Annotated in this window: 14 protein-coding genes; 10 read left to right on the top strand and 4 right to left on the bottom strand. The window is 67.7% G+C overall.

The window, feature by feature from the left end:
* The first annotated feature begins 87 nt into the window (after nucleotides 1–87).
* The 4 genes from ACFWPK_RS01365 to gatB are packed head-to-tail and all read left to right on the top strand — an operon-like array spanning nucleotide 88 to nucleotide 5,022.
* Nucleotides 88–972, top strand: a complete 885-nt coding sequence (locus tag ACFWPK_RS01365; protein ID WP_378912525.1) for a hypothetical protein — start codon at nucleotides 88–90, stop codon at nucleotides 970–972.
* 28 nt (nucleotides 973–1,000) lie between these two features.
* On the top strand, nucleotides 1,001–2,035 hold the full coding sequence (locus ACFWPK_RS01360) for an ATP-dependent 6-phosphofructokinase (protein ID WP_378912524.1): 1,035 nt from the start codon (nucleotides 1,001–1,003) through the stop codon (nucleotides 2,033–2,035).
* A 59-nt stretch (nucleotides 2,036–2,094) separates the two neighbouring features.
* Nucleotides 2,095–3,471: an alpha/beta hydrolase family protein gene (locus ACFWPK_RS01355; protein ID WP_378912523.1), complete on the top strand. Its 1,377-nt coding sequence runs from the start codon at nucleotides 2,095–2,097 to the stop codon at nucleotides 3,469–3,471.
* 45 nt (nucleotides 3,472–3,516) lie between these two features.
* Nucleotides 3,517–5,022 carry an Asp-tRNA(Asn)/Glu-tRNA(Gln) amidotransferase subunit GatB gene (gatB, locus tag ACFWPK_RS01350; RefSeq protein WP_378912522.1) on the top strand — a complete coding sequence of 502 codons (1,506 nt, stop codon included), beginning with the start codon at nucleotides 3,517–3,519 and terminating at the stop codon, nucleotides 5,020–5,022.
* A gap of 160 nt (nucleotides 5,023–5,182) precedes the next feature.
* Here the strand turns inward: gatB and ACFWPK_RS01345 are convergent, their stop codons facing one another.
* Nucleotides 5,183–6,304: a PQQ-dependent sugar dehydrogenase gene (locus tag ACFWPK_RS01345; protein WP_378912521.1), complete on the bottom strand. Its 1,122-nt coding sequence runs from the start codon at nucleotides 6,302–6,304 to the stop codon at nucleotides 5,183–5,185.
* A gap of 195 nt (nucleotides 6,305–6,499) precedes the next feature.
* On the opposite strand from ACFWPK_RS01345, the gene ACFWPK_RS01340 reads away from it, so the two are divergent.
* Nucleotides 6,500–7,351: a DoxX family protein gene (locus ACFWPK_RS01340; protein ID WP_378912520.1), complete on the top strand. Its 852-nt coding sequence runs from the start codon at nucleotides 6,500–6,502 to the stop codon at nucleotides 7,349–7,351.
* On the opposite strand, the gene ACFWPK_RS01335 is transcribed toward ACFWPK_RS01340, so the two are convergent.
* Nucleotides 7,344–7,850 (bottom strand): MarR family winged helix-turn-helix transcriptional regulator, encoded by a 507-nt coding sequence (locus ACFWPK_RS01335; RefSeq protein WP_378912519.1) that lies wholly within the window; start codon nucleotides 7,848–7,850, stop codon nucleotides 7,344–7,346. The genes ACFWPK_RS01340 and ACFWPK_RS01335 overlap by 8 nt on opposite strands.
* Before the next feature lie 71 nt (nucleotides 7,851–7,921).
* On the opposite strand from ACFWPK_RS01335, the gene ACFWPK_RS01330 reads away from it, so the two are divergent.
* Nucleotides 7,922–9,538: a DHA2 family efflux MFS transporter permease subunit gene (locus tag ACFWPK_RS01330; protein WP_378912518.1), complete on the top strand. Its 1,617-nt coding sequence runs from the start codon at nucleotides 7,922–7,924 to the stop codon at nucleotides 9,536–9,538.
* A gap of 68 nt (nucleotides 9,539–9,606) precedes the next feature.
* Here the strand turns inward: ACFWPK_RS01330 and ilvD are convergent, their stop codons facing one another.
* Nucleotides 9,607–11,448 carry a dihydroxy-acid dehydratase gene (gene ilvD, locus ACFWPK_RS01325; protein WP_378912517.1) on the bottom strand — a complete coding sequence of 614 codons (1,842 nt, stop codon included), beginning with the start codon at nucleotides 11,446–11,448 and terminating at the stop codon, nucleotides 9,607–9,609.
* A gap of 290 nt (nucleotides 11,449–11,738) precedes the next feature.
* The gene (locus tag ACFWPK_RS01320; protein ID WP_378912516.1) at nucleotides 11,739–12,509 is read right to left on the bottom strand and encodes a PH domain-containing protein; all 771 of its coding nucleotides are present in this window, start codon (nucleotides 12,507–12,509) and stop codon (nucleotides 11,739–11,741) included.
* 314 nt (nucleotides 12,510–12,823) lie between these two features.
* Between ACFWPK_RS01320 and ACFWPK_RS01315 the strand changes: the two genes are divergently transcribed.
* From ACFWPK_RS01315 to ACFWPK_RS01300, 4 genes are all read left to right on the top strand, one after another.
* A complete protein-coding gene (locus ACFWPK_RS01315) occupies nucleotides 12,824–14,770 on the top strand; it encodes an acetolactate synthase large subunit (RefSeq protein WP_378912515.1) in 1,947 nt (648 codons plus the stop codon).
* Nucleotides 14,767–15,270, top strand: a complete 504-nt coding sequence (gene ilvN, locus ACFWPK_RS01310) for an acetolactate synthase small subunit (protein WP_019048314.1) — start codon at nucleotides 14,767–14,769, stop codon at nucleotides 15,268–15,270. Before ACFWPK_RS01315 ends, ilvN begins: the two co-directional genes overlap by 4 nt.
* Before the next feature lie 74 nt (nucleotides 15,271–15,344).
* Nucleotides 15,345–16,346 (top strand): ketol-acid reductoisomerase, encoded by a 1,002-nt coding sequence (ilvC, locus tag ACFWPK_RS01305; RefSeq protein ID WP_174551969.1) that lies wholly within the window; start codon nucleotides 15,345–15,347, stop codon nucleotides 16,344–16,346.
* A gap of 160 nt (nucleotides 16,347–16,506) precedes the next feature.
* On the top strand, nucleotides 16,507–17,604 hold the full coding sequence (locus tag ACFWPK_RS01300) for a DUF4185 domain-containing protein (protein ID WP_378912514.1): 1,098 nt from the start codon (nucleotides 16,507–16,509) through the stop codon (nucleotides 17,602–17,604).
* Nucleotides 17,605–17,727: the final 123 nt, after the last annotated feature.

Genomic DNA, 17,727 nt, shown 5'->3' with positions numbered 1-17,727 from the left:
GATCGGCATATGTCGCAGTACGGTAACGGTACGGGTCGCCAGCACCGAACGCCCCGGGGGAGTTTACAAAAGAAAATGCTTCACATAATGAACAATGAACGACGCCACCGCGTCCGGGTGGTGCTGTCTGCGTTCGTGGGCGTGGTCGTGCTCGCCACCGCGGGTTGCGGTAGCGAACCGAAGGCCGCCGCACCGCGCGTGACGACAACGGTTCCCGTCGCCGATCCCGGCGCCGACAACGGGACCTTCTCCATCGCGTTGCCGGGCAGCCTGGCTGCCGATTTCACCGAACTCCAGCAAGGATTCCGCGGCAGCGTGGGGCTGGCGGTCATGCCGGTGGGCGGCAAGAAGATGGTCACCTTCGGCAATTGGTCCTCCGGTCCGGCCTGGTCGACGATCAAGGTGCCGCTGGCCATCGCGGCCCTGCGCAACAGTGCCGCCTACTCGTCGTACGCGTCTGCCGCCATCACCGCCTCGGACAACGGTGCCGCCGACACCCTGTGGGCCTCGCTCGGCAGCGGCGCCGACGCGGCCAAGGCGGTGGAGGGCGTGCTGCGCGAAGGCGGCGATACGCGCACCACAGTGCCGACGACCCGCACCCGTGCCGACGCGTCGGTCTACGGCCAGGCCGAATGGCCGCTGGCCGACCAGGTGCGCTTCGCCTCGCAGCTGCCGTGCATACCGCAGAGCGAGCGCGTGGTGGGGCTCATGCAGCAGATCATCGCCAGCCACCACTGGGGTCTCGGCGCGTTCGGCAGCGCCGAGTTCAAGGGCGGCTGGGGTCCCGACCTTGGGGGTAAGTACCTCGTCCGTCAGTTCGGACTGATCGATTCGCCCACGGGCCGGATCGCCATCGCCTTCGCCGCACAACCGGATTCGGGCAGTTTCAACGACGGTATGGCCATGCTCGACAAGATGGCGACGCTCATCTCGGGACACCTCAGTGAGCTCGCCGGAGGTCACTGCCCCTGATCTGCGCCGGTGCGGCAAGATGAACGGCATGCGCATCGGAGTCTTGACCGGAGGCGGAGATTGTCCAGGTCTGAACGCGGTGATCCGGGCTGTGGTCCGCACCGCGAACGGACGCTACGGCGATGCCGTCGTCGGTTTCGAGGACGGCTGGCGCGGCCTACTCGAGGATCGAAAGATCCGCATCCACAACGACGATCGCACCGACCGCCTGCTCACCAAGGGCGGCACCATGCTCGGCACCGCGCGCACCAATCCCGAGGTGCTCCGCGCGGGCCTCGGCCGGATCCAGCAGACCCTGGACGACAACGGCATCGAGGCACTGATCCCGATCGGTGGCGAAGGCACCCTCACCGCCGCGAGCTGGCTCGCCGACGAGGGCGTGCCGGTGGTCGGCGTGCCCAAGACCATCGACAACGACATCGACTGCACCGACGTCACATTCGGCCACGACACCGCGCTGTCGATCGCCACCGAGGCCATCGACCGCCTGCACACCACCGCCGAATCCCACCAGCGGGTGATGCTGGTGGAGGTGATGGGCCGCCACGCCGGCTGGATCGCGCTGAATTCCGGTATCGCCGCGGGCGCCCACCTGACCCTGGTACCCGAGGAACCGTTCGACGTGGCGCAGGTGTGCGCGATGATCAAGGCCCGCTTCCAGCGGGGTGACAAGAGCTTCATCTGCGTGGTCGCCGAGGGTGCCCATCCCGCGCCCGATTCCGGATTCGCGCTGCGCGAGGGCGGGATCGACGAGTTCGGGCACGAGCGGTTCACCGGGGTCGCCCAGCAGTTGGGCTCGGAGATCGAACGCCGCATCGGCAAGGAGGTCCGCACCACGGTGCTCGGCCATATCCAGCGCGGTGGCAGTCCCACGCCCTACGACCGGATTCTGGCGACGCGGTTCGGGGTGCACGCGGCCGAGGCGGTGCACGCGGGACATTTCGGTCAGATGGTGGCGCTGCACGGCACCAAGATCGGGCTGGTTCCGCTGTCGGAGGCGACCAAGCAGCTCAAACGCGTTCCGCCGGAACGGCTCGTTGAGGCGTCGGCCTTCTTCGGCTGATATCGGCCCGGTTGCCTCGGTTCACGAACTTTGTCGGTGCGCGTCGGTACCGTGGGGTCATGCGCACCGGTCGAGTGATCGTTTCGGTTCTGTTCGTCGTCGCCGCGTTGGTGGCGGGGTGCTCGGAGTCCGCAGACGTGGCGGCCCCCTCGGTGCAGGGCAGCTGGCACGGTGACATCGAGGTGCCCGGGCAGCCGATCGCGATCGGGGTGAGTTTCGCCGAGGACGGGTCGGCCACCATCGACATCCCGGTGCAGGGTGTGCGCGAGGCGCCGCTGAAAGACGTTCGTACCGAACCGGACCGGGTGGAGTTCAACATCCCCGACGTGCCGGGCGATCCGGGGTTCCGCGGCAAGCTAGACGGTGACCGGCTCGTCGGCGACTGGGTCCAGTTCGGGGAGAAGGCACCGGTCGCGCTGCAGCGCGGCAAGATCGAGAGCCCGCCCCGCCCGCAGGACCCGAAACCGCCGTACCCGTACCGCAGCGAGGACGTCACCTATCGCAACGGCGACATCACCATCGCGGGCACGCTCACCGAACCCGAAGGCAGCGGCCCGTTTCCGGCGATGCTGCTGATCACGGGCAGTGGGCCGCAGGACCGCAACGAGGAGCTGTTGGACCACCGCCCGTTCCACCTGCTGGCCGACACCTTCACCCGCGCGGGCTATGCCGTGCTGCGCACCGACGACCGTGGTGTCGGTGGCACCAGCGGAAAACTCGACGACGCCACCTACCCCGACCTGGCCGCCGACGCGGCCGCGGGCGTCGCGTTCCTGCGCGCCCGCCCCGAGATCGATCCCGCCAGGGTCGGTCTGTTCGGGCACAGCGAAGGCGGCTACCTCGCGCCGGTCGTCGCCGCGCTGCCCGACAGCAACGTCGCCTTCGCGATCCTGATGGCGGGCCCGTCGGTACCCGGCGCCGACGTGCTGATCGAGCAGAACAAAGTGATCATGGCCTCGACGGGCACACCGCAGGACCAGATCGACCAACAAGTCGCCTACGTCACTGCGTGGTCGGCGCTGCTGCGCGCGGGCGATATCGAGGGCGCCAAGGCCTTCACCCAGCGGCACAACGATTCCCTGCCAGTTGCCGAACGCGCGCCCCAGCAGGTGGTCGACGGGTTCAACACCCCGTACATGACCTCGTTCATCACCTACGACCCGAAACCGGCGCTGCAGGCGCTCCGCGTGCCGGTGCTGGCGTTCTTCGGCGACAAGGACCAGCAGGTCATCCTCACCCAGAACGAGGGCCCGATGCGTGAGAACCTCGCCGCCGGTCCCGACGCGACGGTGCACACCTTCCCCGGCCTCAACCACATGATGCAGCCCACCGCGACCGGCAAACCCAGCGAATACGCCACCATCGAGACGACGATCGACCCGGCCGTACTCACCTATGTCACCGACTGGCTCACCCAGCGCGTCCCGCCCCGCTAGGACCACCGGCCGAGTGTGTCAGCGGGCTTACCTAGACTGCTCGTTATGAGCGCACCCACGGTCGAGTTGATGGATTACGCCGATGTCATCTCCCGGTACGAGCCGGTGCTCGGCATGGAGGTCCACGTCGAGTTGTCCACGGCGACCAAGATGTTCTGCGGTTGCCCCACCGAGTTCGGCGCTGAGCCCAATACCCAGGTGTGCCCGGTGTGCCTCGGCCTGCCCGGCTCGCTGCCCGTGGTGAACGAGAAGGCCATCGAATCGGCCATCCGCATCGGTCTCGCGCTGAACTGTTCGATCACCCCGTGGGGCCGGTTCGCGCGCAAGAACTACTTCTACCCCGATCAGCCGAAGAACTACCAGATCAGCCAGTACGACGAGCCGATCGCCACCGAGGGCTACCTCGACGTGACCCTCGACGACGGGTCCATCTTCCGCGTCGAGATCGAGCGTGCGCACATGGAGGAAGACACCGGCAAGTCCCTGCACGTCGGCGGCGCGACCGGGCGCATCCACGGCGCCAGCCACTCGCTGCTCGACTTCAACCGCGCGGGCGTGCCGCTGATCGAGATCGTCACCAAGACGATCACCGGTGCCGGTGAGCGTGCCCCCGAGGTCGCTCGCGCCTACGTCACCGCGCTGCGCGAGGTGCTGCGTTCACTCAACGTCTCCGACGTGAAGATGGAGCAGGGTTCGCTGCGCTGCGACGCCAACGTGTCGCTGATGCCGATCGGGGCCGAGGAATTCGGCACCCGCACCGAAACCAAGAACGTGAACTCGCTCAAGAGCGTCGAGGTCGCGGTGCGCTACGAGATGCGCCGCCAGGCCGCCGTGCTCACCGCCGGTGGCGAGATCGTCCAGGAGACCCGCCACTTCCAGGAAGCCGACGGGTCAACCTCCGCCGGTCGCCGCAAGGAGACCGCCGAGGACTACCGCTACTTCCCCGAGCCCGACCTCGAGCCCGTCGCTCCCGCGGCCGAATGGGTCGAGGAACTGCGCGCCACCATCCCCGAGTACCCGTGGCTGGTGCGCGCCCGCATCCAGGCCGACTGGGGCCTGTCCGACGAGGTCATGCGCGACCTCGTCAACGCGGGTGCCCTCGACCTGATCATCGCCACCGTCGAGGCAGGCGCGCCGGCCAACGAGGCGCGCTCCTGGTGGGTCGCCTACCTGACCGAGAAGGCCAAGGAACGCGACATCGCCCTGGCCGACCTGGCCATCACCCCCGCCCAGGTCGCCGCGGTGATCGCGCTGGTGGAGGCCAAGACCGTCAACAACAAGGTCGCCAAGCAGGTCGTCGACTTCGTCCTCGCCGGTGAGGGCGAACCCGCCGCCATCGTCGAAGCCAAAGGTTTGGGCATGGTCAGCGACGACTCGGCCCTGCAGGCCGAGGTCGAGAAGGCACTCGCCGCGAACCCCGACATCGCCGAGAAGATCCGCTCCGGCAAGGTCGCTGCCGCGGGCAAGATCGTCGGCGACGTCATGAAGGCCACCCGCGGCCAGGCCGACGCCGCCCGCGTAAGGGACCTGGTTATCGCGGCCTGTAGTTGAGTTCGGTTACGTTCCAACTGATCTCGGTCGCACATGGGTAACTCGTCGAGGACGAGCTAACTCAGCCACCTCGTTACCGCCGGTCGCCGACGGTAACGAGGTACTTCCCAAGTCTGGCCAAGAGTCGCGGAGAGGCGGACAGCCGGCCGCTTTGTCTCTTCTAGTCCGGGCCGCCTGCTCCACCTTGCGGCGGTGGGATGCGCACGACGCGGTCGTCGAATTCGCCCGGCTCGCCGCCGGTTTTGTTGGTGGTGGTGACCCAGATGCTGCCGTCGGCGCTGGCGGTGGCGCCGAGGAGCTTGCCGTACTTGTCCTGGGCGATCAGGGTGGGGGCGGTGGTGACGGCGAAGGTGGTGGGGTCGGCGGCGACGGCGGCCAGTGCCTTGCCCTCGCTCAGTGCGATGCCGACGCCGTCGCCGGTGGCTGTGCAGCCGCCGACACCGGGACGATCGGGCCAGGTCCAGGCGACGCTGAGCGTGCCGTCGGGGCTCAGGTGCTGGAGGCGGTCCTCGGCGGCGGTGCGGTCGGTGACCCACATGCCGTCCTTGCCGTCGCGGCAGATGTCACCGGCCGAGCCGATCCCCGATGCCACCACCTGCGGATTGTTCGCGCCCGCCGACGGCGAGTCCAAGCGAAGCAGCTTGCCGCCGAGCGAGCCGGGATCGGCTGCGGCGCCGGGGTTTCCGGCGTCACCGGTGAGGACCATCAGCTGCGTCGGCGTCGACCACTCCAGCGCGCCGCGATTTCCGCCGGCGCCCTTGGGAATTCCGGTGAGGATCGGCTTGGCCGCGCCGCCCTTGGACAGCCGGACGACGCGATTGTCGCTGCCGGTGGTGATGTAGGCGTACATCAGCCCGTCCTCACCGAAGGTGGGGGAGAGCACGATATCGGAGATGCCGCCGTCGGCCGACCCGTCGACGGGCACGCTGGCGATCTCCACCGGCGTCTCCTGCGGTGTGCTCGGGTCGACCGCCTTCACCTGCAGGATCCGCCCGGTCTTCCGCTCCGCGACGAAGGCGCCCTCGCCCACCGCGATCAGCCCGGCGCCCGATTCCATGCAGGTGGCGATGACGTTGGGATCGGGGTCGATACACGGCCCGGTCGGACGCGGCGCCTGCGACGGCTCGTCCTGCGGCTTCTTCGGCTCCGCACCGGACCCGCCCAGCTGCGGTTCGGTGGTGAACGGACTCGAGGCCGACTCGTCGAAACGGGCGCACCCGGCTAGCAAAACGGTGCCGATTGCCACCCCGACTGCCACGCGGCCCGCGATTCCCGAACTCATACCTCAGACGTTACCGGCACGACCGTGGGCCCGACGCGCCCGTTGCGTCCGAATACATCTGTCAGACGTCACCGGCATCAGTGCGGTCCTGACACGCTGCTACCTCTGTCAGACGCGCCCGGCAGTCGAGCGGGCCTGACACGCCCGTTGCGGAGAAGAGCGGCGCGCCGCGACAGCGCGTCATAAGGTGAGTCGGTGACCGACAAGTCGAATGACACTCCGAAGGCCGATGGTTCGGCGCAGGCCGGGCAGGGCGCGTCGGCGGCGGGTCGCCCGGTGACCAGTCCGTTCGATTCGCCGACGACGCAGATGCGTAAACCGGATCCGAAGGACATTCCACGCACCGACGAGGATCTCGGTCTCGACCCCGGTGACGAGGTTCCCGGTGCGAGCACCACTCAGACGGGTCGTAGTGGCGGCGACGATGACTACGGGTACGCGACGATTCCGCCCGCGTCCGCGGCCTCGGCGGGCACCGTCCGCCTGCAGCGCCGCAACCGCGAGGCCCGCCGCGGCACCCTGGACCTCGGCCTGTTCGTGCTGCGCTTGGTGGTCGGCTACACCTTCATCTACCACGGCCTGCAGAAGCTGACCGGCTGGTTCCACGGCCCCGGCCTCGACGGCACCAAGACCATGATGGAAAGCGGCGGCTGGGACTACCCGTCGCTGTCGACCGCCCTGGTGATCGCCGGCGAACTCGGCGGCGGCATCCTGCTGGTGATCGGCCTGGCCACCCCGCTGGCCGCGGGCGCCGTCCTGGCCACGATCCTGAACGCGTGGATGTGGAAGCAGGGCATGGTCCCCGGCTTCCAGTACAACGCGAGCACCCCCACCGGCGTCGAACTCGACTCCGTCCTGGTCGGCGCGGCCTTGGCGATCATCCTCACCGGCCCCGGCCGCTGGTCCCTCGACCGCACCCGAGGCTGGGCCACCCGCCCCTCCTACGGCTCCTTCGTAGTGGTCCTGCTGGCCATCGCCGCCGCCATCCTCACCTTCTGGTTCCTCCACGGCGGCAACCCGTTCAAGGGCGTCGGCCCTTTCAGCTGACCTGCGGCTGCGGCGGTGCGGGTTCGGCCAGGTGAGCGGTCATGGTGATTTGTAGATCGGTCACGAAGGTCTCGAACCGCCGCAGTTCCTCGGGCGAGTATTTCCCCATGACCGCGTCGACCTTCGTGCCGAGCGGGCCGAAGAATTCGTCGGCGAGGGTGTGGATGCGCGGTGTGCTGCGCAGCGTGATGACGCGACGGTCGTCGTGCTCCCTGCTGCGCACGATGTGACCCGCTTGCTCGAGCCGGTTCAGGAGCGCGGTGGTCGCGCTGTTGGACAACGCGATCCGTTCACTGAGTCGCGCCGGTGACAGCGTGCTCCCGCGTTCCTCGGCGGTGAGAATCTCGATCAGCGCCTCGGCGTCGGTGGAGTGCAACCCGAGCCAGGTCGCGAACCGGCGGGTGAACTCCCGATAGTTCGCGCCGTAGGCCCGCAGGCCTTCGTCCAGCCGTTCGTGCTGGGCTCGTGCGTCCGACTGGCTCATAGGTTCCTTTCGCATCGTTTGACATCCTATTGCCCACAATCTACTTTGACCATGGAAATATTCCACCATGGAAATAGGAGTGTGCGATGAGTCAAGAGTCGTCCGTCCGCCGATGGCTCGGCTTGATCGCCATCGCCCTCGGCGTGGCGCTGATCGTGGTCGACACCACGATCGTGAACGTGATCATCCCGTCGATCATCGAAGACCTGGACACGGGTTCGACCGAGGCGCAATGGATTCAGGAGTCCTACGCGATCGTGTTCGCGGCGCTGCTTCTCGTGGTCGGGCGGATCGCCGACATCGTCGGGGCGCGCAGGGTGTTCGTCGCCGGTGTCGTGGTGTTCGGCGCCACCAGTATCCTGGCCGGGCTCGCGCCGAACGGCGGCCTGCTCGTCATCGCCCGGTTCCTGCAGGGCGCGGGCGCGGCGATGATCCTGCCGACCTCGCTGGCCCTGCTCAATGCCACCTTCACCGGCAAAGCCCGTGGTCAGGCCTTCGCGGTGTGGGGTTCCACGATCGGTGCGGCCGCCGCGCTCGGCCCGCTGCTCGGTGGCTGGCTGGCCGAACACGTGTCGTGGCGCTGGGCGTTCGGCATCAATGTGCCGCTGGCCGTGCTGATCGTGGTCGGTGTGCTGGCGTGCATCGCGCCGTCGCCGAAGGTCGCCGGTCGACTCGATGTGCTCGGCTCGATCCTGTCGGTGCTGGGCCTCGGACTGCTCGCCTTCGGGCTCGTCGAGGGTCGCACCTACGGCTGGATCACCACCATCCATCCGCTGGGAATCGGCGGATTCAGCTGGGGGAGTGGGCCTTCGCCGGTCCTGGTCGCGCTGGTGCTGAGCGTGCTGTCGCTGGGCGGTTTCGTCATCAGGCAGGTGCTGTTGCGACGCGGCGGTAATGCCGACAAGGCGCTGATGGACCTGAGCCTGTTCTCGCTGGCCTCGTTCCGCAACGGCAATATCGCCACCCTGATCATCGGTCTCGGCGAGTTCGGCATCGTCGCGGTGCTGCCGCTGTGGATGCAGTTCACCCTCGGCTTCAGCGCCCTGCAGGCAGGTCTGGCGCTGGTGCCGATCGCCATCGGCAGCTTCATCGCCAGTGGCGCCAGCTTCGGGATGGCGGGCAAGGCGTCGCCGCTGAACATGGTCCGCCTCGGCCTCGGACTCGAGGTCGTCGGTCTGGCCGCGCTGGGCTTCTTCGCCGCCACGGACAGCTCGTGGTGGTCGATCGCGCTGGTCCTGTGCGTGTACGGCATCGGCGTCGGCTTCGCCACGGCCCAGGTGACCAACGTCGTCCTGGCCGACATCCCCGAAGCCGACAACGGCCAAGCCTCCGGCATCCAGAGCGCGTTCCGCCAACTGGGCTCCGCCCTCGGCATCGCGCTGCTCACCACGATCTTCTTCACCACCCTGAGCTCGAACGTCGACAAAGACCTGACCGCAACAGGAATGCCGCCCGCCCAGTCCCAGCAATACGCCCACGCCATCACCGGCAGCGCGGGCGCGGCGATCGAAGGTTTCGCCGCCCAACCGGATACGCAGGAGGTGGCCACCGCCGGCCGATCCGCCATGACCACCGGCGTCAACCTCGGCGCCTACCTGGCCGCGGGCTTCGTCCTCCTCGGCCTCGTAGCCACCGCCTTGATCCCCTCCCGAACCGGCCACGACGAGTCATCAACGCCGACAACACAACCCGCCCTCGTCTGATCCCGCTGTCAGAGAAAGACGAACGGCGTCCCTCGAATTCGAGGGACGCCGTTCGTCTTCGGCAATTCTTACGGGACGCGCCGGACCGCGCCCTTGTCGGCCGACGTGGCGAGCGCTGCATAGGCGCGCAGGGCGGTGGTGACCGTGCGCTCGCGGTTCAGCGGCTGCCAGGGGCGTTCCGAGGCTTCCATCTTCGCGCGGCGCTCGGCGAGGACCTCGTCGGAGACAAGGACTTCCAGCGCGCGGGTGTGCACATCGATGCGGATGCGGTCACCGTTCTCGACCAAGCCGATGACACCGCCGGACGCGGCTTCGGGGGAGACGTGGCCGATCGACAGACCCGAGGTGCCACCGGAGAAGCGTCCGTCGGTGATCAGCGCGCACACCTTGCCGAGGCCGAGGCCCTTGAGGAACGAGGTCGGGTGCAGCATCTCCTGCATGCCCGGACCGCCCGCGGGGCCTTCGTAGCGGACGACGACCACATCACCGGGCTGGATCTTCTTGCCCAGGATCATCGACACCGCTTCCTCCTGCGACTCGACCACCACGGCCGGGCCTTCGAAGGTGAACAGGTCCTCGTCGATGCCCGCGGTCTTGAGGATCGCGCCGTCGGGAGCGATATTGCCGCGCAGCACGCACAGCCCGCCCTCGACGGTGTAAGCGTGCTCCATATCGCGGATGCAGCCACCGGCGGCGTCGGTGTCCAGCGAGGACCAGCGGTTGCTGGTGGAGAACGGCTCGACCGTGCGCACACCACCGGGGGCGGCGTGGAAGAGCTCGACAGCCTCCTCGGATGCCTTGCCCGAGCGGATATCCCAGGTGTCGAGGTATTCCTCGAACGAGGCGGTGTGCACGGTGGTGACGTCGGTTTCGAGCAGGCCACCACGACGCAGCTCGCCGAGGATGGCGGGGATGCCACCGGCGCGGTGCACGTCTTCCATGTGGTAATCCGAGTTCGGCGACACCTTCGACAGACACGGCACCCGGCGGCTGATCTCGTCGATGCTCTGCAGATCGAAGTCGATCTCGCCTTCCAGCGCGGCGGCGAGGGTGTGCAGCACGGTGTTGGTCGAGCCGCCCATGGCGACGTCGAGTGCCATCGCATTGCGGAAAGCCTTGGCGTTGGCCACGTTTCGCGGCAGCACCGAGGCATCGTCGTCCTGGTACCAGCGCTTGGCGATATCGACGATGACCGTGCCGGCCCGCTCGAACAGCGCGCGCCGCGCGGAGTGGGTGGCCAGCGTGGAACCGTTGCCCGGCAACGCGAGACCGAGTGCCTCGGTCAGGCAGTTCATCGAGTTCGCGGTGAACATGCCCGAGCACGAACCACAGGTCGGGCAGGCGGACCGCTCGACCTCGTCGAGGCCTTCGTCGGACACCTCCTGGCTCGCGCTCGCGGAGATCGCGCTGACCAGATCGAGCGGCGCGTGCGCGACACCGTCGGCGATCACGGCCTTACCGGCCTCCATCGGCCCACCGGAGACGAACACGGCCGGGATGTTGAGGCGCATCGCGGCATTGAGCATGCCGGGAGTGATCTTGTCGCAGTTGGAGATACACACCAGCGCGTCGGCGGTGTGGGCGTTGGCCATGTACTCGACGGAGTCGGCGATGATCTCGCGCGAGGGCAGCGAGTAGAGCATGCCGCCGTGGCCCATGGCGATACCGTCGTCGACGGCGATGGTGTGGAACTCGCGCGGCACCCCACCGGCGGCGCGGACGGCTTCGGCGACGATGTCGCCCATGTTCTTGAGGTGCACGTGACCCGGAACGAACTGCGTGTACGAGTTCGCGATCGCGATGATCGGCTTGCCGAAGTCGGAATCGGTCATGCCGGTCGCGCGCCAGAGCGAGCGCGCGCCCGCGGCATTGCGGCCGATGGTGGTGGTGCGTGAACGAAGCGGTGGCATTGAAATCCTCGTGTGTCGCTGGGTGCGTGGCAAGCGTGCGAGCAGGGGGCTGACCTGCGTGGCACGTGCGAGTACGCGATGCGTCCGGCAGCCCGTCACGTTACTCCGGCGGGCGATGGTCGCGTCGCGCCGGTGGTGACGTGCGGGAGTGATGGAACCGGGGCTCGAGGCGGGAGTGTCGCTCCGTGAGGTGTCGCCGCGGTGGTGCCGTCGGCGCGGGGTTGCCCGGTCGCCGTCAGCTTACCGCTACAACGGCCGACGCCGTGTGCTGATTCCCACAGTGCCGACGGTCACTGCTCGGACTTGGGTTCGGCTTCCGGCTCGGCCTTCGCCTCCGACGGCGCACCCGCTTCGGACTCGGCTTCTTCCTTCGCCGCTGCCCGCTCGGCCGCGATCCGCTCCGCCTCGGCAGCTTCCGCCGAAGCGAACACATCGGGCAGACGACCCCCGGATGCCTCGATCAGCTCGCGCAACCGGTCATAACCGACCGCGGGCAACCGCACCTCGGAATCATCGTCGAGCCGAGCCCGCACGTATCCCCGCTTGGGAATGCTGATCCCCTTGACCTGCGCCCAATCGAGATGCTTCTTCCCGAACATCGAACTCAGCTCGAGCCCGCCCTCGGACACGGTCGTGTGCGTGCGGATCACCCACCACACCGCGACCACCGGGGCCAGCAGCAGCGGCCACAGCAGGAGGGGCCACCCGACGAACGGGAAGAACACGCAGAACGCCAGCACCAGCACGCCGATATAGGCCAGCCGGGGAACGCCGATCACGTGCACACCCGGGGTCGGTGTGTTCGCCTTGCGCGGCACCAGCAGCCAGACGATCACCGCGACGGGCACGATCAACCCGACCCGCACCCCCAGCGACCAGTCCTGCACGGTGCCGACGACGACAACGATCAGGTACGCCAGTACCACCGCTGCGATCGCCGCGAGCCGCCCCGGACCGGCCGACCGCAGGCCGCCGGGTCGCGACGGGCGACCCGTATCGGTTCCCTCGTCGGTGGTGTGGGACGATTTAGCCGGTGGCACGGACTGATGCGGTGATGACACCCTCCTATCCTCGCATCTTGGTACACGGACCCACGCAACCACTCGAGTCCCACAGAATGGGACCGGAGCGGAAAGCCTGTTTGACTCGACGCAGTACGCGCGCCTAACGTCGTACGTGTGATTCGAAACGAGCTCGTAATCGGCCGGCGCGTCCAGCGCTGAGCCTGACACCTAGTCAATACGTCAGCTCGCGTTTGCGACGCGCCACCCTCGAACAGCCATGCGCTGGGCGGGGGCTTTTTTGTGTTCGGGCGAATGCCAGCGGCCCTGTCGGGTCAGTCCGAGTCAGAACGAGACAGTGAGGAACGAAGACGGTGAGTGCACCAACCGCACGACCCGGGCCATCGGCCCGCAGGTCAGCGCCTTCAGCTACCCCCGGTAGCCCGGCGACCAACCCCACCCGCCGCCAGGTCGCGCCCGAGCGCGTGACCGGCGCCCAGTCGGTGGTTCGGTCCCTCGAAGAGCTCGACGTCGACACGGTATTCGGCATTCCCGGCGGCGCGGTCCTTCCTGTCTACGACCCGCTGTTCGATTCCAAGAAGGTCCGCCACGTCCTGGTGCGCCACGAGCAGGGCGCCGGTCACGCGGCGACCGGTTACGCGCAGGCCTCGGGCAAGGTCGGTGTGTGTATGGCCACCTCCGGTCCCGGCGCCACCAACCTGGTGACCCCGCTGGCGGATGCGCAGATGGACTCGGTCCCGATCGTGGCGATCACCGGTCAGGTGCCGTCGAGCCTGGTCGGTACCGACGCGTTCCAGGAAGCCGACATCTCCGGCATCACCATGCCGATCACCAAGCACAACTTCCTGGTCAAGGACGCCGCCGAGATCCCGCGCACCCTGGCCGAGGCGTTCTACCTCGCCGCCTCGGGTCGCCCCGGCGCGGTCCTGGTCGACATCACCAAGGACGCCCTGCAGGCGCAGACCACGTTCTCGTGGCCGCCGGAGATGCGTCTGCCCGGCTACCGTCCGGTCACCAAGCCGCACGGCAAGCAGGTGCGCGAGGCCGCCAGGATGATCATGGAGTCCAAGCAGCCGGTGCTCTACGTCGGTGGCGGCGTGATCAAGTCCGACGCCTCGGCCGAACTGCTCGAGCTGGCCGAACTCACCGGCATCCCGGTCGTCACCACCCTGATGGCGCGTGGCGCGTTCCCCGACAGTCACACGCTGAACATGGGCATGCCCGGCATGCACGGCACCGTCGGCGCTGTCGCCGCGCTGCAGCGCTCGGACCTGCTGATCACCCTCGGCGCCCGGTTCGACGACCGCGTCACCGGTCAGCTGGACTCCTTCGCGCCCGACGCGAAGGTCATCCACGCCGACATCGACCCGGCCGAGATCGGCAAGAACCGCCACGCCGACGTCCCGATCGTCGGCGACGCGCGTGAGGTGATCGTCGAGCTGATCGAGACCCTCAAGGCCGACCCGCAGTTCGGTGCGGCGCCGTTGCTGAATCTCACCGAATGGTGGGCCTACCTCAGCGGCATCCGCGAGAACTACCCGCTGGGCTGGAAGACCCCCAGCGACGGCTCGGTCTCGCCGGAGTACGTCATCGAGACCCTCGGCCGTCTCGCAGGCCCCGAGGCCGTCTACTGCGCGGGCGTCGGCCAGCACCAGATGTGGGCCGCGCAGTTCATCAAGTACGAGAACCCGCGCACCTGGCTCAACTCGGGCGGCCTCGGCACCATGGGTTACGCGGTCCCCGCGGCCATGGGCGCCAAGATGGGCGCGCCGGAGAAGGAAGTCTGGGCGGTCGACGGTGACGGCTGCTTCCAGATGACCAATCAGGAACTGGCCACCTGCGCGATCGAGGGCGTGCCGATCAAGGTCGCCCTGATCAACAACGGCAACCTGGGCATGGTCCGCCAGTGGCAGACCCTGTTCTACGAACAGCGCTACTCCAACACCGATCTCGGCACGCACACCCTGCGCATCCCCGACTTCGTGAAGCTGGCCGAGGCGCTGGGTTGCGTCGGCATCCGGGTGGAGAAGGAGTCCGAGGTCGAGGACGCGATCCGGCAGGCCCAGGCGATCACCGATCGCCCGGTCGTGATCGACTTCATCGTCGGCAAGGACGCCCAGGTGTGGCCGATGGTCGCTTCCGGCACCAGCAACGACGAGATCATGTTCGCCCGCGGCATCCGTCCGCTCTTCGACGAGGACGAGTCGGTTTCCGAACCGGCGATCATCCACGAGGCGATGGAACGCGAGCAGGCCGCATTCATCGAGCAGGACGCACCCCAGAAGGGTACTGAAGCATGAGCACGACCCATACGCTGAGCGTTCTCGTCGAGGACAAGCCCGGCGTGCTGGCCCGAGTCGCGAGCCTGTTCTCACGCCGTGGCTTCAATATCGAATCCCTCGCCGTCGGTGGCACCGAGATCCCCGAGATCTCGCGCATGACGATCGTCGTGACCGTCGACGATCTGCCCCTCGAGCAGGTCACCAAGCAGCTCAACAAGCTGATCAACGTCATCAAGATCGTGGAGCAGGACGCCGACGCGTCGGTGGCCCGCGAGCTGATCCTGGTGAAGGTGCGGGCCGACGCGTCGGTGCGCACGCAGGTGATCGAGGCCGTGCAGTTGTTCCGCGCCAAGGTGATCGACGTCTCGCCCGACGCGCTGACCATCGAAGCGACCGGTACCCGTTCCAAGCTCGACGCACTGCTGCGCATGGTCGAGCCCTATGGCATCCGCGAGATCGTGCAGTCCGGTGTCGTGGCCGTCGGCCGCGGCCCCAAGTCGATCACCGCGACCCGCTGAACCTCCCTCAGCAACCTCCGCGATAACTTTTCCTAACCGCATTCGAGAAGGGACCAACCAAAGTGGCAGTCGAGATGTTCTACGACGACGACGCTGACCTGTCGATCATCCAGGGCCGCAAGGTCGCCGTGATCGGTTACGGCAGCCAGGGCCACGCGCACTCGCTGAGTCTGCGCGACTCCGGCGTCGACGTCCGCGTCGGCCTGGCCGAGGGTTCGAAGTCTCGCCCGAAGGCCGAAGAGGCCGGTCTGACCGTCGGCACCCCCGCCGAGGTCTCCGCGTGGGCCGACGTGATCATGGTGCTCGCCCCCGACACCGCGCAGGCGTCGATCTTCACCAACGACATCGAGCCCAACCTGAAGGACGGCGACGCGCTGTTCTTCGGCCACGGCCTCAACATCCACTTCGGTCTGGTGAAGGCTCCGGCCGGCGTCACCGTCGCCATGGTCGCCCCGAAGGGCCCCGGCCACCTGGTGCGTCGTCAGTTCGTCGACGGCAAGGGCGTTCCGGCTCTGATCGCTGTCGATCAGGACCCGACCGGCGAGGGCCAGGCGCTGGCGCTGTCCTACGCCAAGGGCATCGGCGGCACCCGCGCGGGCGTCATCAAGACCACCTTCAAGGAAGAGACCGAGACCGACCTCTTCGGTGAGCAGGCCGTGCTCTGCGGTGGCACCGAGGAACTGGTCAAGATCGGTTTCGAGGTCATGGTCGAGGCGGGCTACGCCCCCGAGATGGCCTACTTCGAGGTCCTGCACGAGCTCAAGCTGATCGTCGACCTGATGTACGAAGGCGGCATCGCCCGCATGAACTACTCGGTCTCCGACACCGCCGAGTTCGGTGGCTACCTGTCGGGCCCCCGCGTCATCGACGCGGGCACCAAGGAGCGCATGAAGGCGATCCTGACCGACATCCAGGACGGCACCTTCGTCAAGCGCCTCGTCGCCAACGTCGAAGGCGGCAACAAGGAGCTCGAGGGCCTGCGCAAGGAGAACGCCGAGCACCCCATCGAGGTCACCGGCGCCAAGCTCCGCGGCCTGATGAGCTGGGTCGACCGCCCGATCACCGAAACCGCGTAATCTCCGCAGTTTCCCCCGCAGGGCCCGTTCGCATCACGCGACCGGGCCCTGTGTCATTCTCCGGGTAGCCTGAAACGGTGACGGAAGCGACACCAGCCCAACGATTTTGGCTCGAGCCGACCCGGGGGTGTGTGTCATCCGCGTCACGGATCTGAACCCTGTGCCCTCTGCTGACCTCGGTGGCGGCGATCTCGCGATTCCGTTCGAGCTGCCCAACGGCGACGTCGGCTTCATCTGGGGCGACTCGTTCTCCGGGGACGGCCCGTACGGCCCACCGATGGGCAATATCGGAAACTGGCGTTCCCCCATCATCACTCGCACGTCGCAGCGCGACCCCGCCGAGCCGATCGTCATGGCCACCTCGCCGAGCACCGACGGTCGCCAGCTGTGGGACTACCAGCACGACAACGCCGAGTACTCCACCGTCCTGCCGTGCGACGCGATGACCATCGACGGCCGGATCTACCTGTGGGTCATGTACACCAAGGGCCTCGGCAACGAGAAGTGGTGCGAGGTATGGACATCCGATGACAGCGGCATCACCTGGGCGCGCAGCGGTTCGAAGTTCTGGTGCGGCGCCTTCGGGGGCAAGCGGGTCATGATCTCCTGGGCCAAGGACCCGCACAGCGACTGGGTGCACATCATCTCCACCGGCGGCCTGGCCAGGAACAAGGACATGCTGCTGTGGCGCGCGACGGTCGAAGGCCTGTCTGATCCACACGCCTGGCAGGGCTGGGGCTGGGACGGCGACAACTGGGCCTGGAACCGTGAGCCCACGCCGATCCTGCCCGGTTGGCGATTCGGCGAGATCTGCCTGCGCTATGTCGAGAACAGGGCCGTGATCTCCGGATTCGACGAGGGGGACTACTCGATCTTCGTCAAGGTCGGCGACCGCATCGACAACACCAACTGGATCACGACCCACACACACCGGCCGATGACCGGGATGCCGCGCGGTGTCGACACGGTCCCGCGCCTGTACGGCGGCTACATCCACCCCTACAGCAGGCTCGAGGACGGCAAGTTCACCCTCATCGTGTCCGAGTGGGCGGAGAACGGGAACCCCTATCGGGCGACCCAATTCACCTGTACCGGGATTCGCCGGAAGGTGCTGGTCCCGGTACCCGACCCCGAACCGACTCCCGAGCCCCAGCCGACGCCCGAGCCTGTGCCGACTCCGCCACCGGACCCGCATCGGACCTGGTGGCAGGAGCTCGTCCGCCGAATCGACGAGTGGCTCAGGCGGCCCGGTCGGTAGCCTCACTCCTGCTGTCGGCGGTCGATTGCGGGAGACTTCTCAATGAGCCATTCGTGTTTGCTGATCGGTGACGCGCCCTGTCACCACATGGTTCTCCGCTGGTCCTTGCCGTGGTGGTCCGGT

Source organism: Nocardia sp. NPDC058519 (assembly GCF_042719755.1).
Lineage (GTDB): Bacteria > Actinomycetota > Actinomycetes > Mycobacteriales > Mycobacteriaceae > Nocardia.
This window is presented reverse-complemented; position numbering and strand designations above follow the sequence as displayed.

Excerpts from the sequence above, each read along its gene's own strand:
- ACFWPK_RS01360 (WP_378912524.1), top strand. The coding sequence starts at position 1,001 with ATGCGCATCGGAGTCTTGACCGGAGGCGGAGATTGTCCAGGTCTGAAC.
- ilvD (WP_378912517.1), bottom strand. The coding sequence starts at position 11,448 with ATGCCACCGCTTCGTTCACGCACCACCACCATCGGCCGCAATGCCGCG.
- ACFWPK_RS01345 (WP_378912521.1), bottom strand. The coding sequence starts at position 6,304 with ATGAGTTCGGGAATCGCGGGCCGCGTGGCAGTCGGGGTGGCAATCGGC.
- ilvN (WP_019048314.1), top strand. The coding sequence starts at position 14,767 with ATGAGCACGACCCATACGCTGAGCGTTCTCGTCGAGGACAAGCCCGGC.
- gatB (WP_378912522.1), top strand. The coding sequence starts at position 3,517 with ATGAGCGCACCCACGGTCGAGTTGATGGATTACGCCGATGTCATCTCC.
- ACFWPK_RS01335 (WP_378912519.1), bottom strand. The coding sequence starts at position 7,850 with ATGCGAAAGGAACCTATGAGCCAGTCGGACGCACGAGCCCAGCACGAA.
- ACFWPK_RS01355 (WP_378912523.1), top strand. The coding sequence starts at position 2,095 with ATGCGCACCGGTCGAGTGATCGTTTCGGTTCTGTTCGTCGTCGCCGCG.
- ACFWPK_RS01365 (WP_378912525.1), top strand. The coding sequence starts at position 88 with ATGAACAATGAACGACGCCACCGCGTCCGGGTGGTGCTGTCTGCGTTC.
- ilvC (WP_174551969.1), top strand. The coding sequence starts at position 15,345 with ATGTTCTACGACGACGACGCTGACCTGTCGATCATCCAGGGCCGCAAG.
- ACFWPK_RS01330 (WP_378912518.1), top strand. The coding sequence starts at position 7,922 with ATGAGTCAAGAGTCGTCCGTCCGCCGATGGCTCGGCTTGATCGCCATC.